Here is a 16,767-nt window from a genome sequence, read left to right as displayed (position 1 = left end):
GACCATATCATCCAGCTGACCGACGGCGGCGCGGACTACTCGTTCGAATGCATCGGCAATACGCAGGTCATGCGCCAGGCGCTGGAGTGCTGCCACAAGGGCTGGGGCAAGTCGATCATCATCGGCGTGGCCGAGGCCGGCGCGGAGATCTCGACGCGTCCGTTCCAGCTGGTGACCGGGCGCGAGTGGAAGGGCTCCGCCTTCGGCGGCGCGCGCGGCCGCACCGACGTGCCGAAGATCGTCGACTGGTACATGGAAGGCAAGCTCAATATCGACGACCTGATCACGCATACGCTGCCGCTCGAGCGCATCAACGACGGCTTCGACCTGATGAAGCGCGGCGAGTCGATCCGCTCGGTGGTGCTGTACTGAGGAGCGGCGACGATATGGAACTGATCTCGCAACACGGCTGCTACGGCGGTGCGCAGCGCTTCTATCGCCATGACTCGGTCGCGATCGGGCTGCCGATGCGTTTCTCGGTCTACCTGCCGCCCCAGGCGCAGGCTGGCGCACGGGTGCCGGTGCTGTTCTACCTCGCCGGCCTGACCTGCACCGAAGAAACCTTCATGATCAAGGCCGGCGCGCAGCGTTTTGCCGCCGAGCATGGCGTGATGCTGGTGGCCCCCGACACCAGTCCGCGCGGCGCCGGCCTGCCGGGCGAGGCCGATGCGTGGGACTTCGGCGTCGGCGCGGGGTTTTATCTCGATGCCACCGAGGCACCGTGGCAGAAGCACTGGCGCATGGAAAGCTACGTCGCCGAAGAACTGTTCGAACTGGTGACCAGCGCATTGCCGGGCGATGCCGCGCGCGCCGGCATCTTCGGGCATTCGATGGGCGGGCATGGTGCGCTGGTGCTGGCACAGCGCCATCCGCAGCGCTTCCGTTCGGTATCGGCGTTCGCGCCGATCGCCGCGCCGTCGCGCTGCCCTTGGGGCGAGAAGGCCTTCACCGGCTACCTCGGCAGCGACCGCGCCGCCTGGGCGCAGCATGACGCCAGCGAGCTGATGGCACGGCAGCAAGCGGCGCCGTTCCCGGCCGGCATCCTGGTCGACCAGGGCCTGGACGACCAGTTCCTGCAAAGCCAGCTGCATCCGGACGCCTTCGCCGCAGCGTGCCAGGCCGTGGGCCAGCCGCTGACGCTACGCCGGCACAGTGGCTACGACCACGGCTACTACTTCATCACCAGCTTTATCGCCGACCACATCCGGCACCACGCGGCGCAGCTGTAGCCGCGGGCTCAGCCTTCCGCAACGCGGCGGTAGGCCCCCGGGCGCGATCCGGTCCAGCGCCGGAACGCCCGGTGGAACGCGCCGGGCTCGGCAAAGCCCAGCTCGGCCGCGATATCCGCCACCGCACGCCCGGAATGGCTGAGCGCCTCGATCGCCAGGTCGCGCCGCAGCGCATCCTTCAGGTCCTGGTAGCTGACGCCCTCCTCCATCAGCCGGCGCCGCAACGATGAGGCCGAGAGGTTCAGGCTGACGGCCAGATCTTCGAAGGTCGGCCACTGGTCCGGCCGCTGGTTGCGCAGCAGCCGGCGCACGCGCGCACCCATGCTGCTGCGGTCCGAATACTTGACCACCACGTTGTGCGGCGCGTCGCGCAGGAAGGCCTTCAGGCTGCGCTCGTCCTGGCGCACCGGCTGCTCCAGCAGCGCCGCGTCGAACACCAGCGCCGTCGCCGGCTGCGCGAAGGCGAGCTGGCGCGAATACATGACGCGATACTCCGCGCTGTACGGCGGCTCGGCATAGGCGAACGCCGCCAGCCGCACCGGCACGCGCCGCCGCAGCAGCCAGCTCATCAGGCCATGCAGCATGATCAGCATGGTTTCCTGCGCGAACACGCCGGGCTGCCGACCCAGGTGCGCGCTGGGCGTGGTCAGCACCAGCGCGGCCTCGTCGCCATGCCGCTCCAGCCGCACGCCGATATCGTCGAGCAGCAGCCGGAAATACCGCGTGATGCGCTCCAGCGCCTGCACCAGCGTGCGGCTGCCCGCCACCGCATGGCACAGCATGGCAAAGCTGCCGCACTTCATGCTGCGCGAATCCTGGCCGAAGAACTCGTCGTCCAGCGCCGCGGCTACGGCGAGCCACAGTTCGCTGTAGCTGGCGGTCGAGACCCGCGCCTGCGGCACCGCCAGCAGCGCGGGTGCAATGCCGGCGCCGCGCAGCACCGGCTCCGGGTCGATGCCGCGCGCGCGCAGTCCCGCAATGGCGTGGTGGACGAAACAGATGGCGACACTGCCTTTTTCCATGGCGCTGGCGGGTGGCAAACGAGTTCACGAAGATTGGCGGATTTTGGCATAGGAGCCGACCCCGGGCGTTCCTACACTGCCCACAGGTCAAACGCCGAGCGCGCATTCTGCCTGAGTTGCAGCGCAGCTCCAAACGCCACTCCAACCTGCCATGCACAGCGACTACACCGAAGAGCAAACCATGATCCGCGACAGCGCGCGCGCCTTTGCCACCGAGCGTCTCGCCGGCGGCGCCGCGCAATGGGACCGCGACGGCCGCCTTCCCGACGAGGTGGTCGCCGAAATGGGCGCGTTGGGACTGCTGGGCATGATCGTGCCCGAAGAATGGGGCGGCACGTATACGGACTATGTCGCCTACGCGCTCGCCATCGAAGAAATCGCCGCCGGCTGCGCCGCCTGCGCCACCATGATGAGCGTGCACAACTCGGTCGGGTGCGGGCCGATCCTGCACTACGGCACCGATGCGCAGAAAGAGCGCTACCTGGCACGGCTGGCCAGCGGCGAGCTGATCGGCGCATTCTGCCTGACCGAACCGCAGGCGGGCTCCGAGGCGCACAACCTGCGCACGCGCGCCCGCTTTACCGACAACGGCTGGGTGCTCAACGGCAGCAAGCAGTTCGTCACCAACGGCAAGCGCGCCGGGGTGGCGGTGGTGTTTGCCGCCACCGAGCCGGAACGCGGCAAGAAGGGAATCTCCGCGTTCCTGGTGCCCACCGACACGCCCGGCTTCATCGTCCATGCCCCCGAGAAGAAACTGGGCATCCGCGCCTCGGACACCTGCGCCATCACGCTGGAGGACTGCGTGGTCCCGCACGACGCGCTGCTGGGCGAGCCCGGCGAGGGCCTGCGCATCGCGCTGTCCAACCTGGAGGGCGGACGCATCGGCATCGCCGCGCAGGCGATCGGCATCGCCCGCTCGGCATTCGAGGCCGCGTGCCGCTATGCGTCCGAACGCATCCAGTTCGGGCGCGCCCTGCGCGAGCATCCGCCCATCGCCAACATGCTGGCCGACATGGCCACCGAACTGAATGCCGCGCGGCTGCTGGTGCATCGCGCCGCGCGCATGCGCAGCGACGGCGTGCCGTGCCTGTCCGAAGCCTCTCAGGCCAAGCTGTATGCGTCGGAGCTGGCCGAGCGCGTGTGCTCCAAGGCGCTGCAGATCCACGGCGGCTATGGCTACCTCGAAGACTACCCGGTCGAGCGCCATTACCGCGACGCCCGCATTACCCAGATCTACGAAGGCACCAGCGAGATCCAGCGCATGCTGATCGCGCGCAGCCTCTGACCCCGCTTCCCCTGCATAACGACATCTTCCGGAGACAACCATGACTGCCGTGCCCAACACCGCCACCGCCGTGCCGACCGTACCGTTGCTGATCAACGGCGAATGGGTGGACTCGTCCGCCACCGAATACCGCAATGTGGTCAACCCGGCGACGCAGGAAGTGCTGGCGCGCGTGCCGCTCGCCACCGCCAGCGAAGTCGCGGCGGCCGTGGGCGCCGCGCACCGCGCCTTTGCCACCTGGCGCCACACCCCGATCGGCGCGCGGCTGCGCGTCATGCTGCGCTTCCAGGCGCTGATCCGCGAGCACAGCAAGCGTATCGCCGCGATCCTGACCGCCGAGCAGGGCAAGACCCTGGCCGATGCCGAAGGCGATATCTTCCGCGGGCTGGAGGTCGTCGAGCACGCCTGCTCCATCGGCACGCTGCAGCAAGGCGGCTTTGCCGAGAACGTCGCCGCCACGGTCGATACCTACACCCTGCAGCAGCCGATCGGCGTCTGCGCCGGCATCACGCCGTTCAACTTCCCGGTGATGGTGCCGATGTGGATGTTCCCGGTGGCGCTGGCGTGCGGCAATACCTTCGTGCTCAAGCCGTCGGAGCAGGATCCGCTGTCGACCATGGAGCTGGTCAAGCTGGCGCTGGAAGCCGGCGTGCCGCCGGGCGTGCTCAACGTCGTCCACGGCGCCAAGGACGTGGTCGATGCGCTGTGCACGCACCCGGACATCAAGGCGGTGTCGTTCGTCGGCTCGACCGCCGTCGGCACCCATGTCTACAACCTCGCCGGTGCGCACGGCAAGCGCGTGCAGTCGATGATGGGCGCCAAGAACCACGCGGTGGTGCTGCCCGACGCGCACAAGGAGCAGACCCTGAATGCGCTGGCGGGCGCCGGCTTCGGCGCGGCCGGCCAGCGCTGCATGGCGACTTCGGTGGTGGTGCTGGTGGGCGCGGCGCGTGACTGGGTGCCCGACCTGGTGGCACGCGCCAGGACGCTCAAGGTCGGCGCCGGCGCCGAGCCGGGCACCGATGTCGGCCCGGTGGTTTCCGTGGCGGCAAAGGAGCGCATTCTCGGCCTGATCGGGGCCGGCGAGCGCGAAGGCGCCACGCTGGTACTGGACGGGCGCGGCGTGGAAGTCCCGGGATATCCGCAGGGCAACTTCATCGGCCCGACCATCTTCACCGACGTGAAGACCGACATGTCGATCTACACCGAAGAGATCTTCGGGCCGGTGCTGGTGGTGATCGGCGTGGATACGCTGGACGACGCCATCGCGCTGGTCAACCGCAACCCGTTCGGCAACGGCACCGGCGTGTTCACGCAGAGCGGCGCCGCGGCGCGCAAGTTCCAGAGCGAGATCGACGTCGGCCAGGTTGGCATCAACATCCCCATCCCGGTACCCGTGCCCTACTTCAGCTTCACCGGCTCGCGCGGCTCCAAGCTGGGCGACCTGGGGCCGTACGGCAAGCAGGTGGTGCAGTTCTACACGCAGACCAAGACGGTGACGGCGCGCTGGTTTGATGACGCCACGGTCAATGATGGGGTGAATACGACGATCAGCCTGAAGTAACCGACACGACGCGGACGCGAACCGCTGGTGTGCTCCCTCTCCCGCTCGCGGGAGAGGGTTGGGGTGAGGGCCGGCGCCGGCAGTACCGCAATCGCATCGCCCCCCCCGGAATGCGAATGCCACATGTCATTGAAGCGACGCCGTAGCCAATTGACGCTCCCCCCTCACCCCCGCCCCTCTCCCGCAAGCGGGAGAGGGGAGCAAACAAGCGGGATATTGACACCTGATACGAAGGAGACACCCCATGCATATCGCCTTCATCGGCCTGGGCAATATGGGCGCGCCCATGGCGCGCAACCTGCTCAAGGCCGGTCACACGCTGACCGTATTCGACCTGAACGCCGCCGCGGTGGCCTCGCTGTGCGCCGAGGGCGCGGGCAGCGCCGACTCGGCGCGCAAGGCAGTGGCCGAGGCGGATTTCGTCATCACCATGCTGCCGGCTGCCGCGCACGTGCGCAGCGCCTACCTTGGCGAAGACGGCGTGCTGGCAGGGGTTCGCCCCGGCGTGCCGCTGGTCGACTCCAGCACCATCGACCCGGCCACCGTGCGTGAACTGGCCGCCGCCGCCGAGGCCCACGGCAATGCGCTGGCCGATGCGCCGGTCTCCGGCGGCACCGTCGGCGCGCAGGCCGGCACGCTGACCTTCATGGTCGGCGCCAGCGAGGCACTGTTCGCGCAGGTGCGCCCCGTGCTGGCCGGCATGGGCCGCAACCTGGTCCATTGCGGCGGCACCGGCACCGGCCAGGTCGCCAAGATCTGCAACAACCTGATCCTGGGCATCTCCATGATCGGCGTCTCCGAGGCGATGGCGCTGGGGGTGAAGCTGGGCATCGATGCCAACGTGCTGGCGGGCATCGTCAATACCTCCACCGGCCGCTGCTGGGCATCCGATACCTGCAATCCCTGGCCCGGCGTGATCGAGACCGCGCCGGCCGGCCGCGGCTACAGCGGCGGCTTCGGCGCCGACCTGATGCTGAAGGACCTGGGCCTGGCCACGGACGCCGCGCGCAGCGTGAAGCAGCCGCTGTTCCTGGGTGCGCTGGCGCAGCAGGTCTACCAGGCGGTGAGCCATGCCGGCGACGGCCATCTCGACTTCTCCGGCGTGATCCGCCAGTACCTGTCCGCCGCGGACAAGGAGAGCCAGCAATGATCGAGTTTGCCCTGCACGGTCATGTCGCCACGCTGACGCTGAGCCGCCCGCCCGCCAACGCGTTCACCGCCGAAGGCCTGCAACAGTTGCGCGAGCTGGTGGCAAAGATCGACGCCAACCCCGAAGTCCGCGCCGTGGTCGTCACCGGAGCCGGCGAGAAATTCTTCAGCGCCGGCGCCGACCTGAACGGCTTTGCCGAAGGCGACCGCGCCCACGCGCGCGTGATGGCGCAGCAGTTCGGCAGCGCCTTCGAAGCGCTGCAGAATGCGCGTCCGGTGGTGATCGCCGCGATCAACGGCTATGCCATGGGCGGCGGGCTGGAATGCGCGCTGGCCTGCGATATCCGCATCGCCGAGGAGCAGGCGCAGATGGCACTGCCCGAAGCCGCCGTGGGGCTGCTGCCCTGCGGCTGCGGCACGCAGACACTGCCGTGGCTGGTGGGTGAAGGCTGGGCCAAGCGCATGATCCTGACCAACGAGCGCGTCGACGCGGCCACCGCGCTGCGCATCGGGCTGGTGGAGGAAGTCGTGCCGCGCGGCCAGGCCCTTGCCACGGCGCTGGCGATGGCCGAACGCGCCGGCCAGGTCAGCCCGCGTGCCGCCGCGCACAGCAAGCGGCTGGTGCACCTGGCGCGCCAGGGCGTGCCGCGCCAGGCCGCGCTGGCGCTGGAGCGCGAGCGCTTTGTCGACCTGTTCGACGATGCCGACCAGCGCGAAGGCGTCAATGCCTTCCTCGAGAAACGCGCGCCGCAATGGCGCAATGCCTAGGAGCGCGCCATGCGCCTGACCGAAGAGACCAAGGCCGCCAACCTGGATGTGGCCGAGCCCGAGGTGCTGTTCCAGGTGGTCAACGGCGTCGGCATTGCCACGCTGAACCGGCCGCGCCAGCTCAATGCCCTGTCGTATCCGATGGTCGTCGCGCTGGGCGCGCAGGTGGAAACCTGGGCGAACGACGACGCTATCCGCGCAGTGGTGCTGCGCGGTGCGGGCCCGAAGGCCTTCTGCGCCGGCGGCGATATCCGCGCGCTGACCGACAGCTATCGCGACGGCACGCCGCTGCACCGGCGCTTCTTTATCGACGAATACACGCTGGATTACCGCCTGCACCGCTATCCCAAGCCGCTGGTGGCGCTGATGGACGGCATCGTCATGGGCGGCGGCATGGGCCTGGCACAGGCCGCGCACCTGCGCCTGGTCACCGAACGCTCGCGCGTGGCCATGCCCGAAACCGGCATCGGCCTGGTGCCGGACGTGGGAGCCAGCCACTTCCTGTCGAAGCTGCCGGTGCCGCTGGCGCTCTACCTGGGCCTGACCGGCGTGAGCATCGGTGCGGCCGACGCCTTGCTGTGCGGACTGGCCGATGCGGCGGTGGACAGCGCCACGCTGGCCGGGCTGGAGCAAACCCTTGCCGGCATCGAATGGGGCCATGACACGCTGGCGGACCTGCGCCACGCGCTGGTGCGCGAGCCCATTGCGAACGCCGCCGAAGCACCGCTGCTGCATGTGCTGCCGGCCCTGCTGCAGCATTTCGCGGGGCACGCCACGCTGCCGGAGATCCTGGCCCGCCTGGCTTGCCAGGACGACCCCGCCTACACCGCATGGGCCACCCGCACCATCGACGTCCTGCGCACCCGTTCGCCGCTGTCCGCATGCGCCACGCGCGAACTGTTGCTGCGCGGGCGCAGGATGGACCTGGCCGACTGCTTCCGCATGGAACTGGCGGTGGTGGTCAACACCTTCGCGCAAGGCGATTTCGTCGAAGGCGTGCGCGCGCTGATCGTCGACAAGGACAATGCCCCGCGCTGGCGCGTCAGCAGCTATGACGCGGTGGACGATGCCCGGGTCCAGGCGCTGTTCCGGCCGTGGTGGGCGCCGGGAGAGCAGCCACTGGCCCTGCACCACTGAGCGGATGCGCCGCCGTGAGCCTCGACGCGCTGCTGGCGCGCAGTCCCTGGGCCGAGGCACTGACGCCCGCGCAGCGCGACCGCGTGCGCGACGAACTGCGCGAGCGCGCGGTGCCGCAAGGCGCCTATGTCATTCGCAAGGGCGACCTGGCCGACAGCTGGCTGGGCGTCGCCGACGGCCTGGTCAAGGTGCATTGCGCCTCGCCGTCCGGCAAGCGCGCCACGCTCACCGGCGTGCCGGCCGGCGGCTGGCTCGGCGAAGGTTCCCTGCTCAAGCGCGAGGCGCTGCGCTATGACGTGGTGGCGCTGCGCGATTCCCGCATCGCCTGCATGCCCGGCGCCACCTTCCGCTGGCTGCAGGAAACCAGCCTGCCCTTCAACCGCTACCTGCTAGACCAGCTCAACGAGCGGCTCGGCCTGTTCATCGCCACCGTCGAGCATGAGCGCCTGCATGGCATCGAAGGCCGCGTGGCGCGGGCGCTGGCGACGCTGTTCAATCCGGTGCTATGCCCCGGCCTGGGTCCGGCACTGCACCTGACGCAGGAGGAAGTGGGCCTGCTGGCGGGGATCTCGCGCCAGCGCGCCAATGCGGCGCTCAAGGTGCTGGAAGGCGAAGGCCTGCTGGCGGTCGAGCACGGTGCCGTGCACGTGCTCGACCTGGAGGCACTGCGCCGTTACTAAGCGCGGCGCGCGTTCACGGCTGTGCCGCTGACGACGGCTTCACCAGCCCGTCCGCCCGGAACATCGCCTTGATCCCGCGCACCGCCTGCCGGATGCGCGATTCGTTTTCGATCAGCGCAAAGCGCACGTACTCGTCGCCATAGTCGCCAAAGCCGATGCCCGGCGACACCGATACCTTGGCCTTGGCCAGCAGCTGCTTCGAGAACTCCAGCGAGCCCAGCGCGCGGTAGGGCTCGGGAATCCGCGCCCAGATATACATCGAGGCCTTGGGGATTTCCACCGGCCAGCCCGCCTCGATCAGCCCGCGCGCCAGCACGTCGCGGCGCGACTGGTATTGCGCGGCAATCTCGCTGACGCATTGCTGGTCGCCTTCCAGCGCGGCGATGGCGGCGATCTGCAACGGCGTGAAGGTCCCGTAGTCGTGATAGCTCTTGATGCGCGTCAGCGCTGCCACCAGGTCTGGATTGCCGACCATGAAGCCCACGCGCCAGCCCGCCATGTTGTAGCTCTTGGACAGCGTGAAGAATTCCACCGCGATGTCCTTGGCGCCCGGCACCTGCATGATCGACGGCGCCTTCCAGCCGTCGAAGACGATGTCGGCGTAGGCCAGGTCGTGCACCACGAAGATGTCGTGCTTGCGCGCCAGCGCGATCACGCGCTCGAAGAAGTCCAGTTCCACGCATTGCGCCGTCGGGTTGGACGGAAATCCGAGCACGATCATCTTAGGCTTGGGATAGCTGCCGCGGATGGCGCGCTCCAGCTCGGCAAAGAAGTCGATGCCCGGCACCAGCGGCACCGAGCGGATATCGGCCCCGGCGATGACCGCGCCGTAGATGTGGATCGGATAACTGGGATCCGGCACCAGCACGGTGTCGCCGCGATCCAGCGTGGCCAGCATCAGGTGCGCGAGGCCTTCCTTGGAGCCGATGGTGACGATGGCCTCGGTATCCGCATCGATCTCGACGCCATAGCGCTGGCGGTACCAGTGCGAGATCGCGCGGCGCAGCCGCGGAATGCCCTTGGATGCCGAATAGCCATGCGTATCCGGCCGCTGCGCCGCCTCGGTCAGCTTGGCCACGATATGCGCCGGCGTGGCGCCATCGGGGTTGCCCATGCTCATGTCGATGATGTCCTCGCCACGGCGGCGGGCGGCCATCTTCAGCTCGGCGGTGATATTGAAAACGTACGGGGGAAGGCGATCGATGCGCGCAAAGCGGCGCTTGCCGGAGGAAGCGGCAGTCATGAGGGAGTCCTTTACGTAAGCGCCCGGAACCGTCCGAGCGACGTCGGCAGCCGCTGTTTCGGCTGCCTGGGGACTCATGTTAGCGGGGATGCGCCCGTTGCACAACGGGCGTGTGCATAGCCCTAGAGCCTGCCACCCGGCAGACCGGTCGGCCGGTTAGCGGGCAGATGGCGCACGATGCAGTCCAGCGCGGGAGAATCGGATCGCCCGCCCAGCGCAGCACTGACCGAATCGCGGTACTGCTGCGCAGAGATGCGCTGGTAGTACAGGCGCGAGGTCTGGTCCAGCCAGTAGACGTAGTCGTCGTCGCTGCGGCTGCCGCTGGTGCGCAGCCACTCGCTGATATTGTTCGTCCCGACGATCATGTTCGGGCACGTGGTCTTCAGCGAATCGAGATAGGCATTGAAGTCGGTGGCCTGGCGGTTGCGCACGGCGTCCGGCGCACAGGCGGCGAGCAACGCTATGGATGCCGCCGCGGCGCCAGCGGCGCGCAACGGTTTGGATGCAGTCAGCACGGCAGTCCCCTTGGACAGTAGCGATGCGTGCCATCTTATGGCAACACATCGCCCGCGTACATCGTGCCGCCCGCGTTGCTCAGTCGTCCAGCGTCTCGTGCACCGCCGACGACCCACGCTTCCAGTAGGCCGACGCGCGGATGCGCTTCTTGTCGATGCCGCGTTCCGTGACCAGGTACTGGCGCACCGCCTTCATCGCCGCGCCCTCGCCGGCGGCCCACACATAGCCCTCGCCACGCGGCAGCGACAGCTTGCGCAGTGCGCCTTCCAGCAGGCTGCCTTCCGGCGCATCGCCGCGATGCAGCCAGTGCAGGTCGACCTTCGCCGCGCTCGGCAGCGGGATCTGCGCGGCGGCATCGCCCACTTCCAGCACGACGATGGCATGGGTGCCGGCACCCAGCTCTTCCAGCCGGCGCGCGATCGCAGGCAGCGCCGTGTCGTCGCCGACCAGCAGGTGCCAGTCGAACCCAGCGGGCACCACGAACGAACCGCGCGGCCCGCCCACGCCCAGGTACTGGCCCGGCCGCGCCTGCGCCGCCCACGTCGACGCGGGGCCATCGCCATGCAGAACGAATTCGAGGTCCAGTTCCTGCTTCGCGGCGTCGTAGCGGCGCGGCGTATAGTCGCGTGCCGCCGGGCGCGGCTGGCCCTCGGGGAACGCGATGCCGTCCGCAGTGACCTGCGGCAGCACCGGCTTGTCATCGCCGGCAGCCGGGAAAAACACCTTGACGTGGTCGTCGAACGACGCCGAGACAAAGTCCTGCAGGTCGGCGCCGCCCAGCGTCACGCGCAGCAGTTGCGGCGAGACTTGCGTGGTGCGCACCACCTGCAGCAGGCGCATCTTCAGCGGATGGCGCACGCGCTCGACGGTCAGGTTGCGTGCGGGTTCAGTAGCGTTTGTCGTCATATCGGAATTCCTTGTCTGCGCACCCTGCGCCTGCCGGGCACGATTGCCGAAGGCCGATGCCAGGGTCAGCGCCATGGTTCAGGCCCGCGGACCCGCTTCGATCTCTTCCGCCGCGCGCGCCAGGATCGCGGCAATGCGGCGCTGCTCGCCGGCACTCGCTTCACTGCGCATCACCAGCGCCCGCTTCAGCGCGGCGCGCGCCTGCATCAGCTCGGGTAGCCAGCCGCCCTGCTCCGGCTCAGGCTGCTGCTCGCCACGCATCGCCCGGCGCATCCACTCCATCTTGCGCGCCACGTGGCGCAGCCGCGCCACCATCACGTCGACCCGCTCTCGGTTGGCCGCCAGGTACGCCTTGCCGGTCTCCGACAACTGGTAGCGCTTCTTGTTGCCTTCGGTGTCGACGGTGGCATAGCCGACTTCTTCCAGGTACGTCAGCGCGGGATAGACCACGCCGGGACTGGGCTTGTAGAAGCCGTTGGTGCGCGTCTCCAGCGCCTTGATCAGTTCATAACCGTGGCTGGGCTTTTCTTCCAGCAACGACAGCAGCAGCAACTGCAGGTCGTCGGCGCTGAACTTGCGGCCGCGGCGCCAGCCTTCCTCGTCGAAGCCGCCGGGGCCCCCGGGACCGAAGGCGTCATCGTCGCGACCGCCCCAGAAGCTGCCGGGGCCACGGCCCATGGCGTGATAAGCCAAGTGCGGAGCAAGGCGCATCATGAGATGGCGCGCCCTCCCGAGAAAATCCGGGTAGGAGCCAAAGCCTTGGTGATGCGGGTGATGGGGATGCATGAGGCTCTCCTCTATGTCGCTAGACATATCTTACGATATATATCGTACGAGCTAAAGTCAAGGCTCAGCGCTTTTGCCGCGCCAGCACTGCCATGCGTGCGCTGGCGTACCAACCCGGGTTGTCTATCGTCCCGCCGCTTTCCAACATTCATTTAACGCCAAGCATCGCGACAGACGGTGCAGCGGCCGGCACGACAGTGAACAAAAACAGGCCAACCGGGGGACAAAGATGGACGCCAGGATTCAGCGCAGGCTGAGGGCCTGCATCGGCGCCATGATGCTGGCGCCAGCGGGAGTGGCGTTCGGCGCCATGGAGGATGCGCTGCTGAGCGCGGAACCGGTGGGGGCGGCGGCGCGGGGTTATTACGCCGAACCGGCGTACGACCTGGTCAGCCATTACCAGGGCAGCCAGCTCCGGCTTGGCTACAAGCTGTCGCCAGACTGGTCGCTGGAAGCCGGCTACTGGCGCCGCCAAGTCAATCAGGGCGATGACGCCGCCGGAATCAACAGCCTGCTGGCGTCAACCAGCTTTGGCCTGATCGCAATGCCGGATGCCGGCCGCAAACTGACGCTGCGCCTGTCGGCCTGGGCCAACTACACCGGCGGCCTGAAGTCCGGCGCGATGCCTGGCAACAAGCTCACCGACTACCGCATCGCTCATCCGAACGACACGCAATTACAGGCTGATCTGGTCTACACCGGCCGTCCCTGGCCCGGCCAGGTGCTGACCGGCTTTATCGGCGGCGGTTTCCACCTCAATGCCGCCGACGCCGGTATCGACGCCGGCAGCCGTTTCAACGACGGCAGCGCATTCGTTGGCGCGGGCGGGTCATGGCGGTGGGGCCTGGGCGCGTGGAGCCTGACCGCGGGCTACCACGTCCAGTACTTCTTCCGCGAACCGGACAGTCGCTACATGGCCTATGGCTCGGCCAGGACCCCGCTCAACCAGACTGTGCTGCTGCAGGCGTCTTACGCGGTCAACCGGCACGTCGACGTCTTCGTGCGCGGACAAGGGGCGCATAACAGCCTGATGGGTTATGTGCCGATGCTGTACAACCCGATCACAGCGACCCGGCTTGACCGGACCTATGGGTTGTTCTCGATCGGTTTGCGGATCAGCGGGTTCTAGGTGCCGCGAAAACGCCGGTCAGCGGCGCTGCAGGCGGACGCGCACCCCGTTGCCCGAACGGATCGTTACGCGCCCCACCACCTTCGGCACATGCCCCGGATCAGCTTCGACGCGATACCGGCGAACGATGCTGGCAAGAATCAGCACGGCTTCCTGCGTCGCATAGGCAGCGCCGATGCATACGCGAGGCCCCTTGCTGAACGGGATATACGCGCACTTTGACGACTCCTTGCCGGCCGGCGTGTCGAAACGATCCGGATCGAACTCGTCCGGCCGCTCCCACAACGTGCGGTGCCGATGCAGCAGCCACGGCGAAATTAGAATTGGCGAGCCTTCCTTGACCGACTTGTCGCGGATGCACTGCGTCTGCGCGGCCTCGCGCACGAAGAACCCCACCGGCGGGTACAAGCGCAGTGTTTCGCGGAAGACGTTGCCCACGGTCGGCAGGCTCTTGATATCGCTCAGCTCGAAATCCCGTTCCCCCACCGCGGCCTGGATCTCCGCCAGCATCTGGTCCTGAAGGTGCGGGCATTGCGAAATCAAATAAAGCGCCCACGTCAGCGCGCTGGCCGATGTCTCGTGCCCGGCCAGGAACAGCATGCAGACCTGGTCCACCAACTCTTCATAGGTAAACCGATCGCCGCTGACCGGTTCGACAGCATCCATCATGGCGGCGAGGATGTCCTGCCTTGCATCGCCCTGCCCGCTGTCGCGCTCCGCCATCCGCCGGGCGATGATCCCCGACAGGATCACCCGGATCTTCTTTGCCGCACGCTTGCTGGCCCAAGCCGAATACACCGGCGGCAACCGATAGATCATCAGGATCATCGCCCGTTGCGCGTGATGCTGGAATTCCAGGAAGGCGTCGTAGATCTCCTGCGCCGCGGACTCCTCCAGGGTTTCCGACAGGATGGTGCGGAAGATGATGTCCGCCGTCACGTAGGTCATCTCGCCGTCGACCTCGTACGAACGCCCGTCCGCCACCTCATCCAGGCGCCGGGTCATGCCCGCCACCGAATCGGCCATCAGCGCGAACACCAGCCTGAGCCGCGCCTGCGCGAACGCCGGCTCAACCAGGCGGCGCTGCCGTTCCCACAGGTCGCCGTTGGTGGTGAAGATGCTGGTGCCCAGCAGCGGCTCGAGCATCCGGTGCATCAGCTTGTGCTTGGGATACGCATGCGCATCCCCCAGGATCCGGCGCACCCAGTCGGCATCGTTCACCATGAAGATGTCCATGCCGGGCTGCGAGATCTTGCCCATCTTCATCGAATAGCTGCGCTCGAACAGCACATCGATCCAGGAATTCCAGCCACGCAGGAAGCGCAACAGGAACGAACTCTTGCGCACATGCGGCCTGGGGTACGGGGGCTGGAAATTCATGGGGGGAACGGCGGGAATCAGAAAGGCTGGATGCGTCGCGGACCGGCCGTCATCCGGAAATAGTCATACTCGTTAGGCAAGGCGCTTGCCATCAGGTACTGGAAGTGCAGGCGCTGCTTGCTGCGCTTCAGGCGCGCGTATTCCTGCTTGCCGAACATGCGGAACGGGCGCACCACCTGCGCGGTGGGCCGGCCCGCGGCCGCGCCCGCAATGCCCGAGATATCGAGCGGATTGGCCTGCGAGAAACACAGCGAATCGGCACGGGCGTTCATGTCCAGCCATTGCATCTCCCGCTCCGCCGATAAGCGCTGGAGGTCGCGGCGGAACGCAGTGGCCGACGGCATCAGGCTCAACAGCGGAATGCATTGCCCCAGCGTCACCAGCGTCAGGCTGCGGCGCTGCGCCGGTGTCAGCGCATCCACGAGGCGCGCCGCCAGCGACAGGCCGACGATCGAGCCGACGCTATGGCCCACCACCAGCGCCTCATCGCAGGGCGATGCCTCCAGGTCACTGCGGATCCAGTCCGCAAACGCATCGATGCGCTGCCGGACATCCTCGGGCTCGCGCTCGCCCCACGCCTGCACGAAACGGTAGATCCGCAGTAGCCAGAACACCGCCAGGCGGTTCGCCAGCGCAACCCCGCCGCCGAACAGCACGGCACCAGCGGCCATCCCGCCCGCCGCAGCCAGCCATCCATGCACTCCCACCGCTGACAGCGCCGCCGAAGCGCCAATCCCGAGCCCGAGCGACAGCATCAGCAACAACCCCAGATAAACCAGCGGATACAACGCACTGAAGAAAGGCCCGCGGAACGTCTTGCTGAGGCGGCCGAACGCGCCGCAACCGATATAGCGCAAATAGCTGGCGAGCGTCGACCACACCAGCCGCGGCAGGCTCGACTCCCAGTGCCGGCGGACCAGGTCGTCCCAATGCAGGAACTGGTACTCCGTGGAAACCGAATGGCCATCCCATTCACTGTCGACGTTCCAGGCGCTGACATGCTCACTTAGCCGCGAGCGGCCTCCCACGGCGACCGAACCGCCATGATGGACGGCCTGCTTCGCCGACTCTTCGCGATACAGGCGGTGATAGAACGCCGCGCCGCGCGGATCGAAGCCGCTGACGTAATAGACCTTGCGGCGCCTTACGAGGCCAGAAGCGGCCTGCGCCGGTGTTTCCTGAACGGCTGCACTCATCATTGCGTCCGGTTGTGCAGCTTCTTCTTCAGTACCAGATCGACGATCGGCTGCTCACGCTTGTTGGCGCGCCGGCAGTGGTCCTGCTGGAACTTGTCGGTAAACCAGATGATGGACCGCGCCCACCAGCGATGCTGTTCGCGCCAGGCGTGCGAAGACACCGACTCCCACGCGTAGCCATTGAAGAGCGTCGCATTGACAAAATGATCGAGCGCCCGCACCCCTGCCCGGCCGCGCTCGGTCTTGCCGAAGAAACCGATATAGACGATCAGGAGGTATCCGAGGACGGCCAACGGGACGATAAAGATCATCAGCAGGAAGCCGGCGATGCGTTCTCTCATGGCGAGCGGGGGCGAAGAATGGGGGGCTGGGGGCGCAGCGGGGGTAATGCGGTTGGACCTGCTATCCGGTGCCGCTAACGGCGCCAAGGCGGCCAACAGTATAGCGACAGATCAGGTACGGAACAGCCGGATATCGGACCGGCAAGCCGGGTCGGGAATGCCATGGACTTGACTGTTGTAGTTTTGAAACAATATCCAATTCGCTGGCCGCGATCAGCTATTCGGCGGCGAAAAAACCGGGGGCTTACTCAATGCGCAAATTCGCGCCGGCATCCGGGTTTCCTCCAATTTGTGACTGTCCTGCACCAGCCGTTGAATAGAACACGGAGCTGAACGCTCGACAAAGGAATCGCATGCTGACCCTCAGCCTTGTTCTACTTGCGATAGTTGGCCTTGCCGCCCTTGTGATGGTATCCGCTGCGCAAGACTGGTGGGA

Annotated in this window: 17 protein-coding genes; 9 read left to right on the top strand and 8 right to left on the bottom strand. The window is 67.3% G+C overall.

Translation table 11 applies throughout. The annotated features are described in order from the left end of the window. Both A3AG_RS0122605 and fghA read left to right on the top strand, forming a co-directional pair. A partial coding sequence (locus A3AG_RS0122605; protein WP_018003780.1) for a zinc-binding dehydrogenase occupies positions 1 to 372 on the top strand: 372 nt, incomplete at its 5' end. A gap of 14 nt (positions 373 to 386) precedes the next feature. Continuing rightward, on the top strand, positions 387 to 1,229 hold the full coding sequence (gene fghA / locus A3AG_RS0122600; RefSeq protein ID WP_018007619.1) for an S-formylglutathione hydrolase: 843 nt from the start codon (positions 387 to 389) through the stop codon (positions 1,227 to 1,229). Positions 1,230 to 1,237: 8 nt separating this feature from the next. Here fghA and A3AG_RS0122595 read toward each other — a convergent pair whose 3' ends face one another. Then, the gene (locus tag A3AG_RS0122595) at positions 1,238 to 2,251 is read right to left on the bottom strand and encodes an AraC family transcriptional regulator (protein WP_018007618.1); all 1,014 of its coding nucleotides are present in this window, start codon (positions 2,249 to 2,251) and stop codon (positions 1,238 to 1,240) included. 151 nt (positions 2,252 to 2,402) lie between these two features. Between A3AG_RS0122595 and A3AG_RS0122590 the strand changes: the two genes are divergently transcribed. From A3AG_RS0122590 to A3AG_RS0122565, 6 genes are all read left to right on the top strand, one after another. Beyond that, on the top strand, positions 2,403 to 3,536 hold the full coding sequence (locus A3AG_RS0122590) for an acyl-CoA dehydrogenase family protein (RefSeq protein WP_018007617.1): 1,134 nt from the start codon (positions 2,403 to 2,405) through the stop codon (positions 3,534 to 3,536). A gap of 40 nt (positions 3,537 to 3,576) precedes the next feature. Then, complete coding sequence (locus tag A3AG_RS0122585; RefSeq protein WP_018007616.1) at positions 3,577 to 5,100, top strand: CoA-acylating methylmalonate-semialdehyde dehydrogenase; 1,524 nt, start codon at positions 3,577 to 3,579, stop codon at positions 5,098 to 5,100. 244 nt (positions 5,101 to 5,344) lie between these two features. Further along, entirely contained in the window at positions 5,345 to 6,250 is a 906-nt protein-coding gene (gene mmsB, locus A3AG_RS0122580; protein WP_018007615.1) for a 3-hydroxyisobutyrate dehydrogenase, read from the top strand. After that, positions 6,247 to 7,017 (top strand): enoyl-CoA hydratase, encoded by a 771-nt coding sequence (locus A3AG_RS0122575; protein ID WP_018007614.1) that lies wholly within the window; start codon positions 6,247 to 6,249, stop codon positions 7,015 to 7,017. The genes mmsB and A3AG_RS0122575 overlap by 4 nt, the downstream gene beginning before the upstream one ends. Positions 7,018 to 7,026: 9 nt before the next feature. Next, positions 7,027 to 8,154 (top strand): enoyl-CoA hydratase/isomerase family protein, encoded by a 1,128-nt coding sequence (locus A3AG_RS0122570; RefSeq protein ID WP_018007613.1) that lies wholly within the window; start codon positions 7,027 to 7,029, stop codon positions 8,152 to 8,154. A gap of 14 nt (positions 8,155 to 8,168) precedes the next feature. Then, on the top strand, positions 8,169 to 8,834 hold the full coding sequence (locus A3AG_RS0122565; protein ID WP_018007612.1) for a Crp/Fnr family transcriptional regulator: 666 nt from the start codon (positions 8,169 to 8,171) through the stop codon (positions 8,832 to 8,834). 13 nt (positions 8,835 to 8,847) lie between these two features. Here A3AG_RS0122565 and alaC read toward each other — a convergent pair whose 3' ends face one another. The 4 genes from alaC to A3AG_RS0122545 form a co-directional block, all read right to left on the bottom strand. Beyond that, the gene (gene alaC, locus A3AG_RS0122560) at positions 8,848 to 10,077 is read right to left on the bottom strand and encodes an alanine transaminase (RefSeq protein WP_018007611.1); all 1,230 of its coding nucleotides are present in this window, start codon (positions 10,075 to 10,077) and stop codon (positions 8,848 to 8,850) included. A gap of 122 nt (positions 10,078 to 10,199) precedes the next feature. Then, entirely contained in the window at positions 10,200 to 10,592 is a 393-nt protein-coding gene (locus A3AG_RS0122555; protein WP_018007610.1) for a hypothetical protein, read from the bottom strand. 79 nt (positions 10,593 to 10,671) lie between these two features. After that, positions 10,672 to 11,499 carry a siderophore-interacting protein gene (locus tag A3AG_RS0122550; protein WP_026164405.1) on the bottom strand — a complete coding sequence of 276 codons (828 nt, stop codon included), beginning with the start codon at positions 11,497 to 11,499 and terminating at the stop codon, positions 10,672 to 10,674. A gap of 78 nt (positions 11,500 to 11,577) precedes the next feature. Then, complete coding sequence (locus A3AG_RS0122545; protein WP_018007608.1) at positions 11,578 to 12,285, bottom strand: PadR family transcriptional regulator; 708 nt, start codon at positions 12,283 to 12,285, stop codon at positions 11,578 to 11,580. Positions 12,286 to 12,559: 274 nt separating this feature from the next. On the opposite strand from A3AG_RS0122545, the gene A3AG_RS0122540 reads away from it, so the two are divergent. Continuing rightward, positions 12,560 to 13,414 carry a hypothetical protein gene (locus A3AG_RS0122540; RefSeq protein WP_018007607.1) on the top strand — a complete coding sequence of 285 codons (855 nt, stop codon included), beginning with the start codon at positions 12,560 to 12,562 and terminating at the stop codon, positions 13,412 to 13,414. 18 nt (positions 13,415 to 13,432) lie between these two features. Here the strand turns inward: A3AG_RS0122540 and A3AG_RS0122535 are convergent, their stop codons facing one another. Genes A3AG_RS0122535 through A3AG_RS0122525 form a run of 3 tightly spaced genes read right to left on the bottom strand, consistent with a single transcriptional unit; the run spans position 13,433 to position 16,331 of the window. Further along, positions 13,433 to 14,794 (bottom strand): cytochrome P450, encoded by a 1,362-nt coding sequence (locus A3AG_RS0122535; protein ID WP_026164404.1) that lies wholly within the window; start codon positions 14,792 to 14,794, stop codon positions 13,433 to 13,435. A gap of 17 nt (positions 14,795 to 14,811) precedes the next feature. Next, positions 14,812 to 15,993 (bottom strand): hypothetical protein, encoded by a 1,182-nt coding sequence (locus tag A3AG_RS0122530; protein WP_115678552.1) that lies wholly within the window; start codon positions 15,991 to 15,993, stop codon positions 14,812 to 14,814. Further along, the gene (locus A3AG_RS0122525; protein WP_018007604.1) at positions 15,990 to 16,331 is read right to left on the bottom strand and encodes a hypothetical protein; all 342 of its coding nucleotides are present in this window, start codon (positions 16,329 to 16,331) and stop codon (positions 15,990 to 15,992) included. Before A3AG_RS0122525 ends, A3AG_RS0122530 begins: the two co-directional genes overlap by 4 nt. Between the last annotated feature and the right edge of the window lie 436 nt (positions 16,332 to 16,767).

Origin of the sequence: Cupriavidus neocaledonicus, from assembly GCF_000372525.1 — a bacterium.
In the GTDB taxonomy this organism is placed as follows: Bacteria; Pseudomonadota; Gammaproteobacteria; order Burkholderiales; family Burkholderiaceae; genus Cupriavidus; species Cupriavidus neocaledonicus.
This window is presented reverse-complemented; position numbering and strand designations above follow the sequence as displayed.